The 18,540-nt window shown below is 40.3% G+C and carries 20 protein-coding genes; 19 read left to right on the forward strand and 1 reads right to left on the reverse strand.

Going from position 1 to position 18,540, the window contains the following annotated elements:
- The first annotated feature begins 116 nt into the window (after positions 1-116).
- From NK987_RS12630 to NK987_RS12705, 16 genes are all read left to right on the forward strand, one after another.
- Positions 117-1,172 carry an Lcl C-terminal domain-containing protein gene (locus tag NK987_RS12630; RefSeq protein WP_259264137.1) on the forward strand — a complete coding sequence of 352 codons (1,056 nt, stop codon included), beginning with the start codon at positions 117-119 and terminating at the stop codon, positions 1,170-1,172.
- A 482-nt stretch (positions 1,173-1,654) separates the two neighbouring features.
- Positions 1,655-2,563 carry a hypothetical protein gene (locus tag NK987_RS12635; protein ID WP_259264138.1) on the forward strand — a complete coding sequence of 303 codons (909 nt, stop codon included), beginning with the start codon at positions 1,655-1,657 and terminating at the stop codon, positions 2,561-2,563.
- A gap of 519 nt (positions 2,564-3,082) precedes the next feature.
- Positions 3,083-4,729, forward strand: a complete 1,647-nt coding sequence (locus NK987_RS12640; protein ID WP_259264139.1) for an arylsulfatase — start codon at positions 3,083-3,085, stop codon at positions 4,727-4,729.
- Between the two features lie 15 nt (positions 4,730-4,744).
- A complete protein-coding gene (locus tag NK987_RS12645) occupies positions 4,745-5,182 on the forward strand; it encodes a nuclear transport factor 2 family protein (RefSeq protein WP_259264140.1) in 438 nt (145 codons plus the stop codon).
- A 4-nt stretch (positions 5,183-5,186) separates the two neighbouring features.
- Positions 5,187-5,960 carry a hypothetical protein gene (locus NK987_RS12650; protein WP_259264141.1) on the forward strand — a complete coding sequence of 258 codons (774 nt, stop codon included), beginning with the start codon at positions 5,187-5,189 and terminating at the stop codon, positions 5,958-5,960.
- 3 nt (positions 5,961-5,963) lie between these two features.
- A complete protein-coding gene (locus NK987_RS12655) occupies positions 5,964-6,740 on the forward strand; it encodes a hypothetical protein (RefSeq protein WP_259264142.1) in 777 nt (258 codons plus the stop codon).
- Between the two features lie 2 nt (positions 6,741-6,742).
- On the forward strand, positions 6,743-7,504 hold the full coding sequence (locus NK987_RS12660; RefSeq protein ID WP_259264143.1) for a hypothetical protein: 762 nt from the start codon (positions 6,743-6,745) through the stop codon (positions 7,502-7,504).
- A gap of 31 nt (positions 7,505-7,535) precedes the next feature.
- On the forward strand, positions 7,536-7,739 hold the full coding sequence (locus NK987_RS12665) for a DUF6090 family protein (RefSeq protein ID WP_259264144.1): 204 nt from the start codon (positions 7,536-7,538) through the stop codon (positions 7,737-7,739).
- A complete protein-coding gene (locus tag NK987_RS12670) occupies positions 7,736-8,302 on the forward strand; it encodes a hypothetical protein (RefSeq protein WP_259264145.1) in 567 nt (188 codons plus the stop codon). The genes NK987_RS12665 and NK987_RS12670 overlap by 4 nt, the downstream gene beginning before the upstream one ends.
- Positions 8,303-8,310: 8 nt before the next feature.
- Positions 8,311-9,063, forward strand: a complete 753-nt coding sequence (locus NK987_RS12675; RefSeq protein ID WP_259264146.1) for a DUF6090 family protein — start codon at positions 8,311-8,313, stop codon at positions 9,061-9,063.
- Positions 9,060-9,824: a hypothetical protein gene (locus NK987_RS12680; RefSeq protein ID WP_259264147.1), complete on the forward strand. Its 765-nt coding sequence runs from the start codon at positions 9,060-9,062 to the stop codon at positions 9,822-9,824. Before NK987_RS12675 ends, NK987_RS12680 begins: the two co-directional genes overlap by 4 nt.
- The gene (locus NK987_RS12685) at positions 9,821-10,546 is read left to right on the forward strand and encodes a DUF6090 family protein (protein WP_259264148.1); all 726 of its coding nucleotides are present in this window, start codon (positions 9,821-9,823) and stop codon (positions 10,544-10,546) included. The genes NK987_RS12680 and NK987_RS12685 overlap by 4 nt, the downstream gene beginning before the upstream one ends.
- 2 nt (positions 10,547-10,548) lie before the next feature.
- Positions 10,549-11,301 (forward strand): DUF6090 family protein, encoded by a 753-nt coding sequence (locus NK987_RS12690; protein WP_259264149.1) that lies wholly within the window; start codon positions 10,549-10,551, stop codon positions 11,299-11,301.
- 310 nt (positions 11,302-11,611) lie between these two features.
- Entirely contained in the window at positions 11,612-12,088 is a 477-nt protein-coding gene (locus tag NK987_RS12695; protein WP_259264150.1) for a (2Fe-2S)-binding protein, read from the forward strand.
- A gap of 11 nt (positions 12,089-12,099) precedes the next feature.
- Positions 12,100-14,325, forward strand: coding sequence for a xanthine dehydrogenase family protein molybdopterin-binding subunit (locus NK987_RS12700; protein WP_259264151.1), 2,226 nt, complete (start codon positions 12,100-12,102; stop codon positions 14,323-14,325).
- A gap of 61 nt (positions 14,326-14,386) precedes the next feature.
- Positions 14,387-14,578 carry a hypothetical protein gene (locus NK987_RS12705; RefSeq protein ID WP_258423257.1) on the forward strand — a complete coding sequence of 64 codons (192 nt, stop codon included), beginning with the start codon at positions 14,387-14,389 and terminating at the stop codon, positions 14,576-14,578.
- Positions 14,579-14,907: 329 nt separating this feature from the next.
- Here NK987_RS12705 and NK987_RS12710 read toward each other — a convergent pair whose 3' ends face one another.
- Complete coding sequence (locus tag NK987_RS12710) at positions 14,908-16,011, reverse strand: serine hydrolase domain-containing protein (RefSeq protein WP_259264152.1); 1,104 nt, start codon at positions 16,009-16,011, stop codon at positions 14,908-14,910.
- A gap of 104 nt (positions 16,012-16,115) precedes the next feature.
- On the opposite strand from NK987_RS12710, the gene cysQ reads away from it, so the two are divergent.
- The 3 genes from cysQ to NK987_RS12725 all read left to right on the forward strand — a co-directional run bounded on the left by cysQ (position 16,116) and on the right by NK987_RS12725 (position 18,492).
- A complete protein-coding gene (cysQ, locus tag NK987_RS12715) occupies positions 16,116-16,901 on the forward strand; it encodes a 3'(2'),5'-bisphosphate nucleotidase CysQ (RefSeq protein WP_338021202.1) in 786 nt (261 codons plus the stop codon).
- A gap of 227 nt (positions 16,902-17,128) precedes the next feature.
- Positions 17,129-17,653 carry a nuclear transport factor 2 family protein gene (locus NK987_RS12720; protein ID WP_258423255.1) on the forward strand — a complete coding sequence of 175 codons (525 nt, stop codon included), beginning with the start codon at positions 17,129-17,131 and terminating at the stop codon, positions 17,651-17,653.
- A 455-nt stretch (positions 17,654-18,108) separates the two neighbouring features.
- On the forward strand, positions 18,109-18,492 hold the full coding sequence (locus tag NK987_RS12725) for a response regulator (RefSeq protein ID WP_259264153.1): 384 nt from the start codon (positions 18,109-18,111) through the stop codon (positions 18,490-18,492).
- Positions 18,493-18,540 lie beyond the last annotated feature (48 nt).

Consider the following 18,540-nt stretch of genomic DNA (forward strand, 5'->3'; position numbering starts at 1 on the left):
TTGGATATCAATAATTTAATGATAGAAATCACTATTTTGATTGCATAAAATCATTCTTGTTTATTTCCAATGAAAGTAGCTTTATAGAAATTTATTCACAATCAAACCCAAAAAAAATGGAAACTCAAAAACGGTTCAGCATCCAAAGCTACTGGGTAGTTTTGTTTGTATTTGGTTTGCTTTTTTCCTGCGAGCAATTAGCTCCCGTGGAAGAGCCTCTAGCAGTATTGGAAGAATTTCAAGACCTCTCCGGATTAGCACTTGAACCTGAAGATGATCCAATCAATGGTAGGTTAGTATACACTTCGGATTGTGAATCTGATTGCATAGAACCAGGAAGTGGAAATTACTTTGCCATAAAAGATTCCAAAAGCCAAAGCTCAGGAATCAACACAAAAAAGGTTTCCTACAAGGCCTACAATACAGAAGATAAATTTGTGGTAAAGGTTAAATATGAGATTACCTCAGGGCCTTCACAGGCAAAATCCTCCATTGCGATCCTGATCAATGGAAAGAAAAAGGAGTTTAAAGCTGTTCCTTCAGGCTATACCGCCACGTTCTCCATACCACTCGAAAAGGGATGGGAAAAATGTGATGAAGTAACATTTTCTATTGTCCAAAAAGGGCTTGGATCACCGATTTCATTTTCAGAGAATTACAATCTGATAGCTGTTTGTAAGGATTATGTTATCGGTCAGGAATATGGTGGAGGAATTATTGTCTACCTGCTAAAATCTGGTGACAGGGGTTTTGATCCAAATGTAGTCCATGGTTTGGTTGTGGCAATGGAGGATCAGAGTAGTGGGATTGAATTTGATTTCAATTGTTGGAATGAGGGTGGCTCATATGCCTATTTTACCGGAATTGGTTATGGTTTTGAAAACACCAATGTTGTTCTGAGCAATTGTGCAGAAAGACCTATTGCTGTGTCAATTGCCTGGAATTATGAAGGTGGTGGCTTTTCAGACTGGTTTTTACCAAGTTTGGAGGAGTTGAAACAATTGTATGTCAACAGAAAAGCAATTGGAGGTTTTGGGGATTCAGACTATTGGAGTTCAAGTACTTATGGTGCCAAAAAAGAAACTGCCTGGTATGTTAATTTTAGCAATGGTGAAGAGAGTGTTGAATTCAGGAATGAAAGAAAGCGGGTAAGGGCTATTAGGGCTTTTTAGTATAATCAGAATTTTTTCAAAAATTAAGCCATCAAAAATTTTTTAGGTGACTTTTAACTTTGAGTCCTAGCATCTTTGTTTGAGTTAACTAGTTTAACTACTGTTTCGGTCATCTTAATTTCCACAATCAGTGGGTAGATATCATTTATCCCTGTTATGATCATATTGTCAAGAAAAGTTCTTCAATAACTCCGCGGATAGGACAATGTAAGGAAGGGTCTGAAATATGTTTTATCAGGAATTTTTGTAATTAACTGAAATTTAATGGCAAATATTTATTGAAAAATCGGGTTTAAGATTCGGGCCATTCAAAAGGATTTTACTTTTTAATCCCTCCGAAAATAAAACCCTAATGTTGGGGAAGAAATCCTATCATTTCATCCCAAACCAATGATTTCAGATGATTGATTTTTATATCTTTTCCCATAGTCTTCGCTACTGTAAGACTATTTTATTATTTATAACCTTCATATTTAAAAACAATGAAAAAACTCATTTTACCTTTATTGGCTGTTTTAATCCTAGGTTCTTGTGGAATGGAAAGCATGACCGACACACAACCAAATCAAAATCTAGAAAACAATCTCCTGCTAAAAAATGGTTTTACAGCCCAAGATGAAAGTTCTAGCCTGACCGACCTGAATTCGGTGAGAGTTCAAGTTATAGACCAATATACCATTTTAGGAACAATGTCTGAAGGGCTTGCCACCGGATTTATACTCAACGAGAGTGTTCCTGCACTTATCACTGCTTCAGGAGAGGTAGGATTTTACTTTGCAGGTCTTGGTGACCCGGCCACCCCTAATGGGCGTCCCGATGCGGGTTCCTTTAACGGTTTTCCGGTAGTTTCCCTTGTTGCGCGTGTTGGTGGAGGTGACCTTCAGTTTGTGGGAACAGGGCCCACACAGTTGACTGGAAGCGGAGAAGTGGTTTTCTATGTCAATGATTCCTTTTTTGGAGACAACTCCGGTTCTTGGAATATACAAATTGCCTATGAATGCTACCCTGGTCCTGGATACTGGAAGACACATTCAGAGCTCGGTCCTGCCCTGTATGATGAGACGTGGGCCCTACTGTCAAACGGGGCGAGTACCCCGTTCTACCTCAGCGGTTCGACCTGGCTTCAAGTGTTCAACACGGCACCCGCGAGGAATGCCTACTACCAACTCGCTCACCATTTCATGGCGGCGAAGCTGAATGTGCTGAGCGGTGCCAATCCATCTGCGGTCTCAGCTGAACTCAACACGGCTGAGGCGCTGCTCAATACCTACACTCCTGCGCAGGTAGGTGCGTTATCTATGAAAAGCCCGGTCCGCGACCAGATGCTCCACCTCGCAACGAAGCTCGACAATTTCAACAACTCCCTCTCCTCCCCAGTATCCTGCAACTGATGCAGCAAGGCCCGAGATGACGGTACGCCAGTCTATATATGAAGTGGGGAACGCGAAGGCGCTCTCCGCTTTGCATTGGAATGGCTAATTAAATTCAAACCTGCCTTCTATAATGCGTCCACTTTGTGTTTTTTTAGATGGAGTAGGACCCTATTTTCAAGTTTTTCCCAACTCAGAAAGCCTTTCTGTTGCCAATGAGAAGTTAATTTTCAAAATCAAATACATACAAGTCCAAAATTCGACCAACTCAAATTTTGATGATCAAGTTGAATTCCGTTTTCTTGCAAAACCTCCTTCGGGAAATAAAACCTACTATTGGGGAAGAATTTCATACGTTTCGTCCTCGATCCTGAGATTGGATTCTTTTATTTATTTAAATTTTTAATTGATCTCAGGGACAAGAATTAGGATCAGTAGGCAATGAGGCCAAAATTAATAACAGGTTAAAATCTCGGTAATTTTGGTTAAGTTGACTTTTAACCATAATCCTTTGCCAAGTTTGAAAATTTTAAATCAAGTATGAAAAATAAATTTAGGATAAACCTTTTATTAACACTTTTTGGATGTTCACTTTTCTCTTGCCAACAAGAAATTACCCAGACAAAGCCTCCTAATATCCTTTTAATCGTCGCTGATGACTTGGCCTATGCAGATATGGGTTCGTTTGGAGGGGATATTTCTACCCCCAATTTGGACCAATTGGCAATAGAAGGGGTTCGCTTTAGCCGTTTTCATACCGGACCATTATGCGCTGTAACCCGGGCAATGCTCCTTTCCGGTAATTATAACCACGTGGCGGGAATGGGTTCTCAGGGCCTTGTTACGGCTGTGCCAGGATACGAGGGACGGCTGAGTGACAGGATTATCCCAATCCCTGAACTTCTTCGGTCAGTAGGTTACCACACTTATATGGCAGGGAAATGGCATTTGGGAGGAATAAAAGGTGCAAATCCTGCTGACAAAGGCTTTGAAAAATCCTTTGTCATCCAAGAAGAGGGAGGGGCAAATCACTTTAGCGACAGGGGTATATTTCCGGATTTACCTACCACCACCTACACCGAAAATGGAAAAGACGCCAATTGGCCGGATGGTGCATATTCCACTGATTTTTATACAGACAAACTGATCGAATATATCAGTTCCAACCAAGGCGAGGGAAAGCCTTTTTTCGCATTTGCCGCTTATACTTCACCGCATTGGCCATTGCAAGTGGATTCAACCTATTGGAAAAAATATGAGGGAAGATATGATGCCGGTTACGAAGTCCTCCGCAAAGAGAGACTGGAATCACTCAAAAAAGCAGGAATGATATCCCCAACCTCAGAACTCCCACCGCTTCATCCCAGGGTAAGACCTTGGGATTCTCTTTCTCCAGAAGAGCAAAAAAAGGAAGCCCGAAAGATGGAACTCTATGCAGGCATGGTAGACAATTTGGATCAAAACATCGGAAGACTGATAGCCTATCTCAAAGAGATCGGGCAATATGAAAATACACTGATTGTCTTTATGTCCGATAATGGTGCAGCTGCTGAAGACTTCTATTATCATGACTATTACGGTCCCTATCTACAAGAAAATTATTCTGATGGATTTGAAGATATGGGTAAGGAAAACTCCTATATCTCTTACGGTCCGCAATGGGCAGAGGCAGGATCCGCTCCCTTTTTCTATTTTAAAGGCTTCACCTCCGAAGGGGGAATGATTGCCCCAATGATCATTGCAGGCAAAGGAGTAGAAGGCAAGGGAAGCATCAATCCTGCATTCCTCACGGTGATGGATCTCGCTCCGACATTTTATGAATTAGCGGGAGTAGCCTACCCTGAAATCTGGCAAGGAAAAGCAAGAAAACCCTTGGCAGGGAGCTCCCTTTCACCAATACTGACGGGAAAACAAGATCATGTCCATGATTCCAATTATGTTTTTGGTCTGGAACACCGGGGCAATGCGATGCTTAGGAAAGGCGATTGGAAGATTTTAAATACCAAAAGCCCATTGGAATTGAAGAACTTTGGGCTGTTCAATTTGGATACTGACCTATCCGAACAGCAGGATCTGAAAGAATCCTATCCGGAAAAATACCAAGAGCTTCTACTTGAATGGGAGAAATATTCCAAAAAAGTTGGGGTAGTTACACCTACTCCAAAAGAAGGTGAGGGGCTAAACTGATGAATTATTAATACTATGAAAAAAACGATCCTTTCCCTGATAGGGATTTTATTGGGAGCTTTCTCTTTTGCTCAGGAGGCTGAGATACCTCAGATTCTTGAGCAACGTGAAGCGTCTAATCTGGCCCTTCGCGCTTTTGACGAGGAGTTGAATGCGACTTTTTCCACAGAAGATTCATTTGTTACCACCGGAGCAGGTACACTGATCGCAGGTAAGGAAGCACTATCAGCTTACATCAAATCCCAATCAGGCCCGAGGATGTATTGGATTAGGACTCCGGATGAAGTACTGGTCAATCCCAAAATCCTATTGGCATGGGAAACGGGAACGTGGAAAGGATATGTAGAAGGTTCGGATGAGGCAGTGGTGGAAGGGAAGTACTCCGCCCAATGGACGAAGGCCTCAGGGATTTGGCTGATTCATTCGCAGTTGTTTGTCACACTTGAAAATTAAGCTGATGGAAGAAAACCAAGTCCCCAAAACTGAGAAAGACCTTTCCAACAAAGAGGTGATCAGCTCCTTGAAAAAGAGAAACTGGAGTACTTACATCAAGGAATTCTTTATGCTTTTTCTGGCGGTTTTTTGTGGATTTCTTGCCGAAAACTATCGGGAAAGCAGGGTAGAAAAGCAACAGGAAAGACAGTTTATCCAATCCTATATTGAGGATTTAAAATCCGATACTGCTTCAATTAGACAAGTTCTTGAAATAGGCGAATTAAAGAAGTCCAAAATGGACTCGCTTATGCTGCTATTAAAAAATCAAACCATTAAAGGGCATGAAAATGAGTTGTATTTTTTTGGAAGAATACTTGTAAGAGGATTTAGTTTTCGAAGTAATGACCGCACCTTTTCTCAATTAAAAAACTCAGGATCTATACGACTGATCCGAAATGAACAGATGACTGATAGCATTATGGCCTATCAGTTATTGGTAGATCAATTGGATACAAACTACGAAGACGAGAAAATAGAACGTTACGAAGCACTGAATTATATCATTCAGATTTTTGACCCCTTTGTTTTCAACGAAATGGTCACAGAAACCGGTATCCGTAGAACTTCCGGCAATCCACCGCTCCGTTCCTATGACCCATCACTTCAGCAAAACTTAGCCCACTGGGCTCACCAATTAAAAGGAAGTGATTACATCATCTCTGCTAAGTTAAAAAGGCTCAATGAAAGTGCAATTGAGCTGATTGCTTTGCTTACCAAAGAATATAACCTAGAGTAGAAAATGGAAGAAAACCAAGTCCCCGAAATTGAGAAAGACCTTTCCAATAAAGAGGTGATCAATACACTGAAAAAAAAGAATTGGAGATCCTATGCGAAGGAATTCTTTATGCTGTTTTTGGCTGTATTCTGTGGTTTCCTGGCGGAAAATTATCGGGAGTCTTTGAGTGCCAATAAGATTGAAAAGGAATATATCCTCTCTTTGATTGAAGACTTGAAAACGGACACGACAAATCTCAGTCTGTACATCTCTTTCCGGAAAGAAAAAAGTGTACTCATGGATTCCTTGGCAGATATGATGTTATCTGATAACAGGAGCTTAATGGGAAATCAGATTTACTTTTTAGCCCGGCAGGTATTCAATGAACAGGCATTTATCTATTCCGATGGGACAATACAACAACTTAAAAATGCAGGAAACCTTCGGTTACTTCAAAAAAGAAACATCGTCAATGAATTGCTAACCTATGAAAAAAAGGTAAAGGTTTTGGAGGAATGGTATGAAAATGACAACCGCACCAAAACCACCTTCCGCGAAATGGGAGGGAGGGTTTGTCACTCCACGGAAATGAATGCTACCATGGATTCAGAAATGAAATCAGTTTTGCCAACTACCAATCCTCAATTGATCACAGATGATTTTGCCACCATCAATGAGATCGCTTTCCAAATTCATTACCTATCCAAGATGACTATGGGTAATAGCCTTAGGGCAGAATCTTTAAAGTCCGATGCGGCCCGATTATTACAATTGATTCAAAAAGAATATAAACTCAATTGATCATGGAAAAGCAGACTGTAAACCAAGATCAGACTATTGAAGAGCGCAATCCCAATGAGCTAACCGTCTCTAAAAAGAGAAAATGGTCATCTTATTTCAAGGAGTTCTTTATGCTGTTTTTGGCTATTTCTCTTGGGTTTTTTGTAGAGAACCAAAGGGAAGCTTATGTTGAAAACAAAAGTGCCGAAGTCCTCGCGCAATCCATGTTGGAAGATCTGGAACAGGACAGAAAAGCCTTGGATGAAGGGATCCGGTTTATGGAAGAGAAAGACCAAAACATGGATAAATTCCTCCGCATGCTTCGTGCTCCCGGTGTGGATTGGGATACGGTGGCTTTTTACAAAAGTATGACGATGGTTTTCTCAACCTTTCCTTTTTCCCCGACAGATGGTACTTATTCCCAGATGAAATCCTCGGGTACCCTTCGCTATTTTGATCAGAGGCTGGTAAATAAAATGAATGCCTATGACAATCAGTTGAAGAAAACAATTTTCCGGGATGAACTAGTGGAAAAGGGAGAATGGGAATTGGTCCCTATTGCAGCCACACTGATCAATTTTGAGGTCACAGGTGAATTGCGGTTCAACAAACCCATTACCAAAGAGACCTACATCAAGATCCGGGACCAAGACATTTTGGATTTATTTATCAATAAGGTAGTCACCGTCCGGACCATGATGGGACGATCCCTTCAGGAATATAGGGCACAGCTGCTACTCAGTGAAGACCTGATCAAGGAGATTAAAAAGAAATACGACTCATAAAAAAAATTGAACTGAAAATCAAAAAAGACCTATGATCTCCTTTTTCCGGAAAATCCGCCAAAAACTTCTCGCCGAAAACCGGGTGACACGCTATCTGATCTATGCCATTGGCGAAATCGCCTTAGTCATGGTCGGAATTCTTTTGGCACTCCAAGTGAATAATTGGAATGAACAACGCAAAAACCGTATCTCTGAACAAAACATACTCCAAAACCTTCGGACTGAACTCATTTGAACATCCAAAATCTTGAAACCAATATTTCCTACCATGAGCTTGCTCATACCTGTAGTTTCGAGCTTTTAACTCTTTTTGGAACAGATATATCCAATATCCCTACCATTAGACTGGACACCCTGCTTTTCAATTCCGAAACGGTGTACACATTTGAAGTCCGAAACGGTTATATCAAATCAATTATCTCCTCGGGTAATTTGGATTACATTCGAAATGAAAAATTAAAATCCATGTTGACTTCCTTTGAAGGCGAAGTAGTCGATGGATTGGAGGAATTTGATGTAGTTAAAAGCCTAATAATCAATAGGCTTTGGCCAGCCATTGATGGTAAAATCAGTTCCTCTAATCGAATCTTGGCAGATGGTGAGTACAAAGATTTTCCTAAAGGATCTTACATTTCCGATTACCATTGGTTTTTTGAGAATAGGCTTATTGAAGATATCTTAAGCAATGTGGATTCTTGGAGAATTGACGGGATAAATGATGAAAAAGCTTTGTTGGTTTTTTTCAATGAACTCCTTCAAATCATCGATGAGGAAATTGATTCCAATACAAAATCTTAACTTTTGATATGATCTCATTTCTAAGAAAAATCCGACAAAAACTCCTCTCTGAAAACAGGTTCACACGCTACCTGATATATGCACTGGGAGAAATCGCCTTAGTCATGGTTGGGATTCTTTTGGCGCTTCAGGTGAATACCTGGAATGAAACCAGAAAGGATAAAAAAAAGGAAGCTGCCTTTCTAAATCAAATTCATAACGAGTTTACTGACAATAAAGCCCAATTTGAGAGTTTAAGGGCACTCCATAGTAAATCCTTGGAAAGTTGCGATTGGATGCTTGAAAACCAACCCTTTACGTCCGTCTCAATTGATTCGCTCAGATACCATTCCCTTTGGTCCAGAGTATCCTATACATTTGACCCCTCCTATAGTAGCATCGAGTCTTTGGTGAATTCCGGTGCTATTGATCTCATCCAGGATGTTGACCTTCGAAATGCATTGATTGGTTGGAAAGATCTTCTTGTCGATTATTTGGAAGAAGAAAAGGAAATGAGGGAGTTCACTACAGCACATGTGATTCCCTTCACACTTGAAAATTTTAAGCTCTATAATGAAGAGGAGCGTTTTGATGCAGTCCTGAATTTTGATCAAAAACAACTGAACAAATACTTGAATCTTATTGCAAGAAAGAAACGAATTCTTCAGGCTATCTTATATGGGTTTGTAGAACAAGACCTTGGCGGAAATACCCAGTCGGAGGTTCAAAAAGTGGTAAGTACAATGGACTTAATTATTGACAGAACGAAACAAAACAAATGATCTCCTTCTTCCGCAAAATCCGCCAAAAACTCCTCGAGGGAAACAAAACAGCCAATTACCTTAAATACGCTGCAGGTGAAATTTTTTTGGTTGTCATCGGTATTTTGATTGCCCTTCAATTAAATATTCTAAATGAAAAAGCCAAAGAAAAGAAAGCAACAGAACAGCTTTTGATTGGGATACAAGCTGACTTGAATTTGGAAGCTGCACGAATTGATTTTCTGCAGGCTTACTATGGTGATATTACTAATGGTATTCAACAAATTCTTTTAAATTACCAAGGGAAGGAAAGCAATACCAATCAAGAACTAGGGCAATATTTTCTGAACACTTTTGAATTCCGAAAATTTTCAAAGTTTAATACCAACTATCAGACACTTTACGGAAGTGGCCTGTTGCAGGAAATTGAAGACAAAACACTTTCAGAAGAAATTATCACTTACTATTCCAAACAGTTCTTAGAGTGGTCTTTAGAAATTTACCAACAAAAGGCCAGCGCCTTTGATTTTAACGATACGCCTCAATTTAACCCATTGGATAAACTTCAGCGAGGGGCCAATTATCAATCCATTCCCAATTTCCGGTTGGATGTTGGAGATTATTATACAACCGATTTTAATGAATTTATTGAAGAACCTGAAGTATTAAACTTCCTGGTAGATCTGCTCCATCAGAGTGAATTGGTTTTTAGCAATCTTAAAACCTATAAGGAAACGAACATTACTTTGTCAAACCGAATTCAAAAATATCTTGATCAATGATCTCCTTCTTCCGCAAAATCCGCCAAAAATTACTCAAAGAAAATCGGGTCACCCGGTATTTAGCTTATGCTGTAGGAGAAATTCTTCTGGTAGTAATCGGAATCCTGATTGCCTTGCAGGTTAATACTTGGAATGAGAACAGGAAAAAGCTTGCCGTTTCCCGTGAGACAATTGTGAATTTAAAAGCTGAATTGGAGGAAGCTAAGGTGGAACTGGAGCGAGCTTATCACTTTAATCGAGAAAATCGGAGGTTATCCCAAGAATTCATAGATGGAGAAATCAGTTTAGATTCCTTGAGATTAGCGCCACATATGGTATTTTCATATACAGGCTTTGCGCAAATTACCCTTAATCTACCCATTCTAGAACGTAAACTCAGTTCTGATAAAAGTATTCAAGGAAAAGAAGAATTGATTCATCAGCTGCGGACTGTCCAGAACGAATACAATTCCATAGTGAGCATCATCTCAAATATGGAGAGACTTTGGAGTAATCAAGTAGCTCCATATTATACCAAAACCAATACAATGGTGGTCTATAATCAGTTTTTGAATAAAAAGGAAATTGAATTGGAATTCTTGCTCCCTATTTTAGAAGATCAGGAATATAAAAACCTCGTTGCAGCCATCAATTCTTTTTCTTTTCAGTTGGTGGATAAAATGAAAAGTTTAAATGAAAATTTAAGTATCACCATTAGCTATCTTGAATCTGAAAAACATTGAAAATGATCACCTTCTTCCGAAAAATCCGTCAAAAACTCGTTCAACAAAACCGGGTTACCCGATACCTGGTCTATGCTTTGGGCGAAATCTTCCTGGTTACTATCGGTATTCTCATTGCCCTACAAATCAATACATGGAATGAAAATCGGAAAGAAAACAAATACCTCCTCAAAATATATACTCAAATCAGGCAGGACCTACAGGCAGATACACTCAATTTGCGGCGTTCCATAGAAGATTTGGAAGCAAAGAATGCCAGGATTACTGAAATTATTGAGCGCACTATTCCAGTTACCTATTATGATACACTTAACGAATCCAATTATGCAGCTTGTGATAAGTGCGTCAGTGACATTACTAATCTTGAACCCTTTCAATATTTGGACAAAGGCTATCAATTATTGAAAACTGTCAATACTGCTCAAAACTTCAAAGAGGATTCGCTTTCCAACGCCATCACCCAGTTTTATTCAAACTATCTCCCTCAAGTTGACGAATCACAAACCTTACTCATTGACCTTTCCAAAAACATATTGGCCGAATACCAGCAATATGACTGGTTTATCAGCTATGCGAATTTTGGCAGGAAAACTTATAATAAGGAATTTATTTTATACATTTTTGAAAACGAAAAACACCGCAGAGCATGTGCGCACTATATGATTTTTTCCAAGTTCGGACTTAGAATTTTAAGAGAGTATAGAGAAAATTCCATTCAGATTCTCCAATTAATTGATCAAAAATTAGCCGAATAAAATGATCTTACTCTTCCGAAACCTACCTGCCGTGCAGGAATCTGGCAATAACTCCTCTTCGAAAGATGCATCTGCGCTTTTTTGTTTTTTTGAATTTCACTTCCGATTCCGTTCAGAAAATTTTACCGTATGAAGGATACAAGGAACTTCTTTTTAAACTTCCTTCAAGCCGGTTCATTGCACTTTCAAGTCATAGAATTCAAAAATAATAAAGTCCAACTCTACCTTGCAGAGAATATCATCTAAACCATTGAAGACCTTTATTTTCTAATAAAATTCCGATATTGATAAAAAATCAAAACCCTGAATCATGACCAGTTTGACGATAAATGGAAAGGAATACAAGGTAGATGCTCCTGAAGGGATACCTTTACTTTGGGTGATCCGCGAACAGTGCGGTTTGACAGGTACAAAGTTTGGATGCGGCATTGCCCAATGTGGTGCCTGCACGGTTCATCTTGATGGCCAACCTATTCGCTCTTGCGTCACACCGGCGATTTCGGCAGAAGGAAAAAACATCACCACCATTGAAGGGATCGCTCCTGAAAAAAATACGCTTCATATCGTTCAAGAAGCTTGGATTGAAGAGCAAACGCCGCAATGTGGGTATTGCCAATCCGGACAAATCATGTCGGCTGTAGCCCTTTTGAATGAGAATCCATCTCCAAGCGATGAGGAGATAGATGCAGCCATGTCCGGGAACATTTGCCGCTGTGGCATGTATGGACGCATTAAGTCAGCCATTCATCGCGCTTCAGCAGCTCTTCAATCCTCCTCCACACTCTAAAAAATATAGCTATGAAAAAATGGACTAGACGGGCATTTATAGGAGCTGGAGTTTTGGCAGGAGGGACCTTGGTGATTGGAATAGCCATCCGACCGGGAAACCGCTCCTCCAAAGTAGCCGGATTGATAGCTTCAGAAGGAGAAACGGTCATGAATGTTTGGCTCAAAATCGCTCCGGATAATACGGTCACGGCCATCATTCCACATGCCGAAATGGGACAGGGTGTGCATACCGCCTTGGCGATGATGCTCGCTGATGAAATGGATGCTGATTGGTCTAAAGTGAAGTTTCAGGAAGCTCCGGCTGATAAAGAATATGCCAATTTCACCTTGTTGAAAGGTTTTGTTGCAGGCAATGCAACTTTCCCCAAGTTTATAGAGGAAACGATCGATGGGGTTTTCCTCACTGCCGTCAAATCCCTGAATTTCCAGATTACAGGTGGAAGTGCTTCGGTGAGATTTACCGGTCAGCAAGCCATGCGAATCGCAGGAGCTGCAGCCAAATCCATGCTGATGCAGGCCGCTGCAGATACCTGGAAGGTTCCGGTGGAGGAGCTTACTGCCAAAAACAGCATCATAAGTCATACTAGCAGCAACCGCAGTGCCACTTTTGCGGAGCTCGCACCTGCAGCAGCCAAGGTCAATGTACCTACCCAACCAAAGCTAAAATCACCAGAAGAGTTTAACCTCATGGGTACTTCCCAGCCACGATTCGATATTCCGGCCAAGGTGACCGGAGAAGCAAAGTTTGGAATGGATGTGCAGGTACCCGGAATGAAATACGCCACGATCAAGGCAGCCCCGGTTTTTGGAAGTAAAGTAAAATATGTGGATACCACAGTTTCCTCAAGCCAACGGGGAGTAAAAAAGATTTTAAACTTGGGAGATGCAGTGGTTGTCATCGCTGATGGTTATTGGCATGCAAAAACTGCACTAGATGCACTTCCGATAGAATTTGAAACCACAGAAAATAGTGGCCTGAATCAGGATGATATCATCGACCGTTATCGAAAGGCCAAGGATACCGATTTGGCAGATGGAAATCTGGATACACACTTCAAAGACGGTGACGCGACAACCGCATTGGAACAGGCAGCTATCCTTGTCGAGGCAGAATACCAACTTCCGTTTTTGGCACACGCGACGATGGAACCCATGAACTGCACTGCATGGGTGCACGATGGAAAATGTGAACTATGGTGTGGAAGCCAAAATCCCCTTGGAGTCAAAGCGGCAGCTGCAGAACTCCTTGACATAGATATCGATCAGGTGACAGTCCACAACCAACTCTTGGGCGGAGGATTTGGAAGACGCTCCGAGACAGATGTGATGAAACAGGCGATCCTGATCGCCAAGGAAGTGGAATACCCGGTCAAATTAATCTGGTCCAGAGAAGAAGATACACAGCACGATGTCTATCGGGAGGCGACAATTAGTAGAATGAAGGCAGGCTTGGATCAATTGGGACTTCCCACTGCTTACGCGCATCAGTTTATCTTCAAGCATCATCCTCCGGAGGCGGCGGATATTCCATATTCGATTCCCAATCAGTTGATTCAGTATTCCAGCCCTGCTTCCCATGTGCCTTGGGGAAACTGGCGAAGTGTAGACCATTCTACCCATGGTTTTTTGACCGAATCGTTCATTGATGAAATGGCCCATGCGGCAAAACAGGATCCTTTTGCATTTAGGAAAAAACTAACCAGGGATAATTCAAGGTTTCAGCGTGTTTTGGACTTGGTTTACGAAAAGTCAAATTGGGGTGCACCTCTTCCTGCAAATTGGGGCAGGGGAATTGCCATTGCCCAGTCTTTTGGTTCCATTGTGGCTGAGGTAGCAGAAGTGGAGGTTGGAATAGACGGAAAGGTGAAAGTTCATCGTGTGGTCTGTGCAGTGGATCCGGGTTTTGCCATTCACCCAAATGGATTCATTGCCCAAATGGAAAGTGGAATAATCTACGGATTGGCTGCTGCCATGACCGGAGAAATTACTATCGAAAACGGTGCAGTGGCACAAAGTAATTTCCATAATTATCCCGTTACCCGAATGAATGAAGCGCCAAAAATCGAAACCCATATCATCAATTCCGGAAATCCTCCCGGAGGAGGTGGAGAACCAAGCACTCCAGTCATCGCCCCGGCTGTGACCAATGCCATCTTTGATGCTACAGGTATCCGTATTCGCCAACTTCCGATTTCCAAAAACGATCTGCGTGCATCAATTCAGCAAACGACCTGATCTATTTCAATCGCGTATCAAAAAACTTAGACTCTTTAAAACACCTAAACCATAAAACCACATGGGACTATTTTGGAACCTTATCCAGCAAAGCCAAATTTCAGACCAAAAAGGCAGGGCAGATACTTTGGAAGCGAGAGTAGCTTATTTAGAATATGAACTTCAAAAGACCAAATCTCTTTTGATCAACACATTAAAGATCCTTGAAGAGCAGAGTGGAAAAGATATTGATGGGGATGGAAAGATAGGATGATGATAGTTTTTTCTAAAATTAAAAAAACAAATATGACCTCACTTTTCCTCAAAATCTGCCATAACCTTCCTAGAGGGCAGGAAACCAGCTAACCCGATATTTAGCTTATTGTCTTGGGGAATTCTTTTGGTAATAATCGGAATTCTGATTTCGCTTCAGATCAATATCCGGTATGAAAACACAAAAAACCGTGTCTTTATTCTGGGGATAGATTGATTTGGTGAAGGCCTCAATAGTTTGATTTTCTGATCCAATTCCGAAAAACTAAATACCGGTATTTGTCTTGAATCCTCTTTTTAGAGAAGGTGATAAAAAATGATGCTTACCTATCAAAATCCTTTTAATGCGGCCACAGCACTTTCTACCAATTCGGTGTTGGCTTCATGGTAATTGTTATTTAACAAAATCAGGGTTTTGTTTTGATCAATAAACCGCATGATCAGCGTTTTGTATCCGGGATTATCACCGGTGTGAGAAACTATTTTTCCCAAAAGTTCATCTTTGCCCAAGTCCCAGCCAAAGCCATAGTAACTTAATGTACAATCGTTCAGAGATTGGGGAGAGAATGCTGATTTCAATGTTTTTTCACTGACCAGTGTGCCATTGTATAATGCCTGATCCCAGATCAATAAATCCTCTGCAGTGCTGCTGATCCTTCCCGGACCTTTTCTGTTACCTAACCATACGGTGTAATCTGAATCATGGAATTTATTGGCATTGACATATTCCCCATTTTTGTTTTTGATATGGCCTGCGGCAAAGTTGCTTACCTTGGCTTTTTCTTCCAATGTGCGGATGTCTGTGTCTTTCATCCCTAAGGGCTTAAAGATCCATTCTCTAGAAAGGTCGATAAAATCCCGTCCTGTTACTTTTTCCACTATGCTTGCAAGGAAAACGTATGCAGTATTACTGTACTCGTATTTTTCTCCGGGTTCAGCAAGCATTGGAGGATGGTATTTGCGGAGATATTCCAAAATAGCTTGGTTATCGGCCACTTTATTTTTATCCCAATGTTTGTCCATGACTGCCTGATAATCAGGAAGTCCATTGGTATGGGTTAGTAATTGCTTGATGGTGATTCCCTTATAGGGAATATTAAGGTATTTGTCAGCATTGTCGGAATACTCAAGAAGTCCTTTTTCCTGACACATCATGACCATCATAGCGGTAAACTGCTTGGAAACAGAGGCCATCTCAAATATATCTGTTGTCAACAGAGGGATTTTCTGTTCATAGGAACGGTAGCCCGTCGCCTTTTCAAAAACAACTTTGCCATCTACGGCCAATAACAATACACCTGAAAACCCTTTGGATTCGGCGGTTTCAAAGGCGCTTTCTACAGCCGAGACCTGGGCTGAGGCAATATTGGAAATCAAAAGGATATTTGTGATCAGACACAGGAAAAAGAAAAGTTTGATAGATTTGGTGTTCATGGCTGAATTTCTTGGATTAAGAATATTGCGAGATATAGTTATTTCAAATTAAATAAAAACCTCAGTCAAAAGCTATGGGTTTGATACATAGATTGCATTTATAAATGATGGACAGGCAATCAATTGATATTTCTTCATTGACAGAATTGGCAAAAACAGCGGCCTTAAAAGCTGGAGATAAGATTCTGGAAGTTTATTTTTCGGATGAGATTGGATTGGTTTCTAAGGACGACAATTCCCCACTTACCTTGGCAGATCAGTCAGCCCACTTTGAAATCCTTGGTCATTTGGAAAAAACAGGACTGCCAATTTTATCAGAAGAAGGCATCAATATTCCTTATGAAATCAGAAAAGAATGGGATTATTTTTGGTTGGTAGATCCGCTTGACGGCACCAAGGAATTTGTCAAAAGAAACGGAGAATTTACTGTCAATATCGCATTGATCCATAAAGGGACTCCTGTCATGGGTGTAGTTTATGCCCCGGTTTTGGATTGGATGTATTGGGGAAGTAAATCTGTTGGAGCTTGGAAGCAGGTGGGAAATGAGCAGCCTTTCAAGCTGACTGAAGTATCCGATCACAACATCAGGACCATAGCTGCCAGTAAATCTCATATGAATCCTGAGACAGCTGAGTTTATTTCCCAATATCCGAAAGCCGAAATTATCAGTATGGGCTCTTCTTTAAAGTTTATGTTGGTAGCTGAGAATAAAGCCCAACTTTATCCACGCTTTGGTCCGACGATGGAGTGGGACACCGCTGCTGCGCATGCCATAGTAAAAGCAATGGGAGGGGAGGTAATTGCCATGAAGGAAATGAATTCACTGCCTTATAATAAACCAAATTTACTGAATCCCGATTTTTTGGTTCGGTCTTGGCATAGTCAGTGATTTAGCTTTTTCATCTTTAAATAGATAATTTAATCATAGTATTTTTGAATTTTCGGTCTTTTGGATCAAGAACTATAGATTTCAATTTTGATTAGAAAAAAAATCCTGTCTGTTGGGACAATAGAACCGCTCGTTGGTCCTTGATAGGTTTTATTAATCTTTTATTATCCTAAACTTCATTACGGTAATCAAAATGGTTGCTTTCATTAAATCTAAACAAACATCGTATGAAAAATTATAAAGTAGCTATTGGTTTGGTTTTGCTTGTAATGTGTATGCCTTTGATTTCAAATGCTCAGGAACCCGCATCTACTCTGGAATTTCCCAACGCGGCAAAAGCCTTAGAGGTCGTACAGAAATATACGAAAGCTCTTCAAGCAGGAGATGTTGCCACGATGGATGCCCAACTCGCACCCGGGGCAATGGTTTATGGTTTGGGAGGCGGTTTGGATTCCCTATCTAAAGCACAGCACAAAGAATATTACACCAACAGTACCAGTCAATACAAACACACCCTTTCAGGAGAACTTTATTTGCCAGTCAAAGTCACCAACAATTGGAATGAGGGTGAATGGGTATTATCATGGGGTACCAACACTATTCAGGACAAAAAAACCGGTAAAACCATTCCTGTTCCTTACCATACTGCCGGAAGGGTAGTGAATGGTAAGATTGTGTTTTTGCGATATTGGTATGATATGTTAAATATTTTGGAAGCGCAGGGTTTTGAGGTTCGACCACCCTCGAAATAGGCGCAGCCAAATTATTTTTTTGTTATTTGAGGTTTACAGGAATTCATTTTTTACCTCAATTTTTTTACCTCTTTCTTTTTAAAAAAGCTTTTTTATATAATACTTTAATGCCTAATCCCGAGATAAACCTCGGGAATTTTTTTTATACATTGGGACAATATATCCCTGCGTTCGTCCTAAATAGGATTAGATTCCTCTAGTATTTTTTAAATTATGTTATCGCAATTTTCAAGTGAGAGGAAATAGATTTTTCCTTTTAAATGAAAATTTTATCTGAAACTATTTATACCAAATTTCATTTCAATATTTGGTCGCTAATAGTTATAAAAGATGGATAAATGGAAATTGATTAAAATGAATTAACTTCAAGTTGATTAAAAAAGTCAGGCCCTTCCATTTTTAAAAAAATTTTGTAAACAATTAACCAAAATTTAAAAAATAGAACCAATATGTCCATGAAATTTTTAATTGTAGATGATGAAAGAGATGTCGAATTGTTGTTCCGACAGAAACTCCGAAAGGAAGTCCGTGAAGGATTGATTGAGCTTGAATTTGCCTTCTCGGGAAGTCAGGCATTGGAAGTTTTGCGTAGTCATCAGCCACCTGAGGTTATGTATATTTTTTCGGATATTAACATGCCGGGAATGACAGGATTAGAGTTATTGGAAAAGGTCAAATCCGAGTTTCCTCAAATTCAGGTCAGCATGATCTCGGCTTATGGCGACAATGAAAACCACGACAAAGCCATGAGTTCGGGGGCAAAAGAATTCTTCACCAAACCAATAGATTTTATTTCTCTCAAGGCGGAATTACAAGAAATACTGTCAGGTTCCAAGTGAAAATAGGTCTATGTGAAAATAGTTTTTGGAATTTATAGGATAGTTTTT

It is taken from the genome of Aquiflexum gelatinilyticum (assembly GCF_024813435.1).
GTDB classification, from domain to species: Bacteria; Bacteroidota; Bacteroidia; order Cytophagales; family Cyclobacteriaceae; genus Cognataquiflexum; species Cognataquiflexum gelatinilyticum.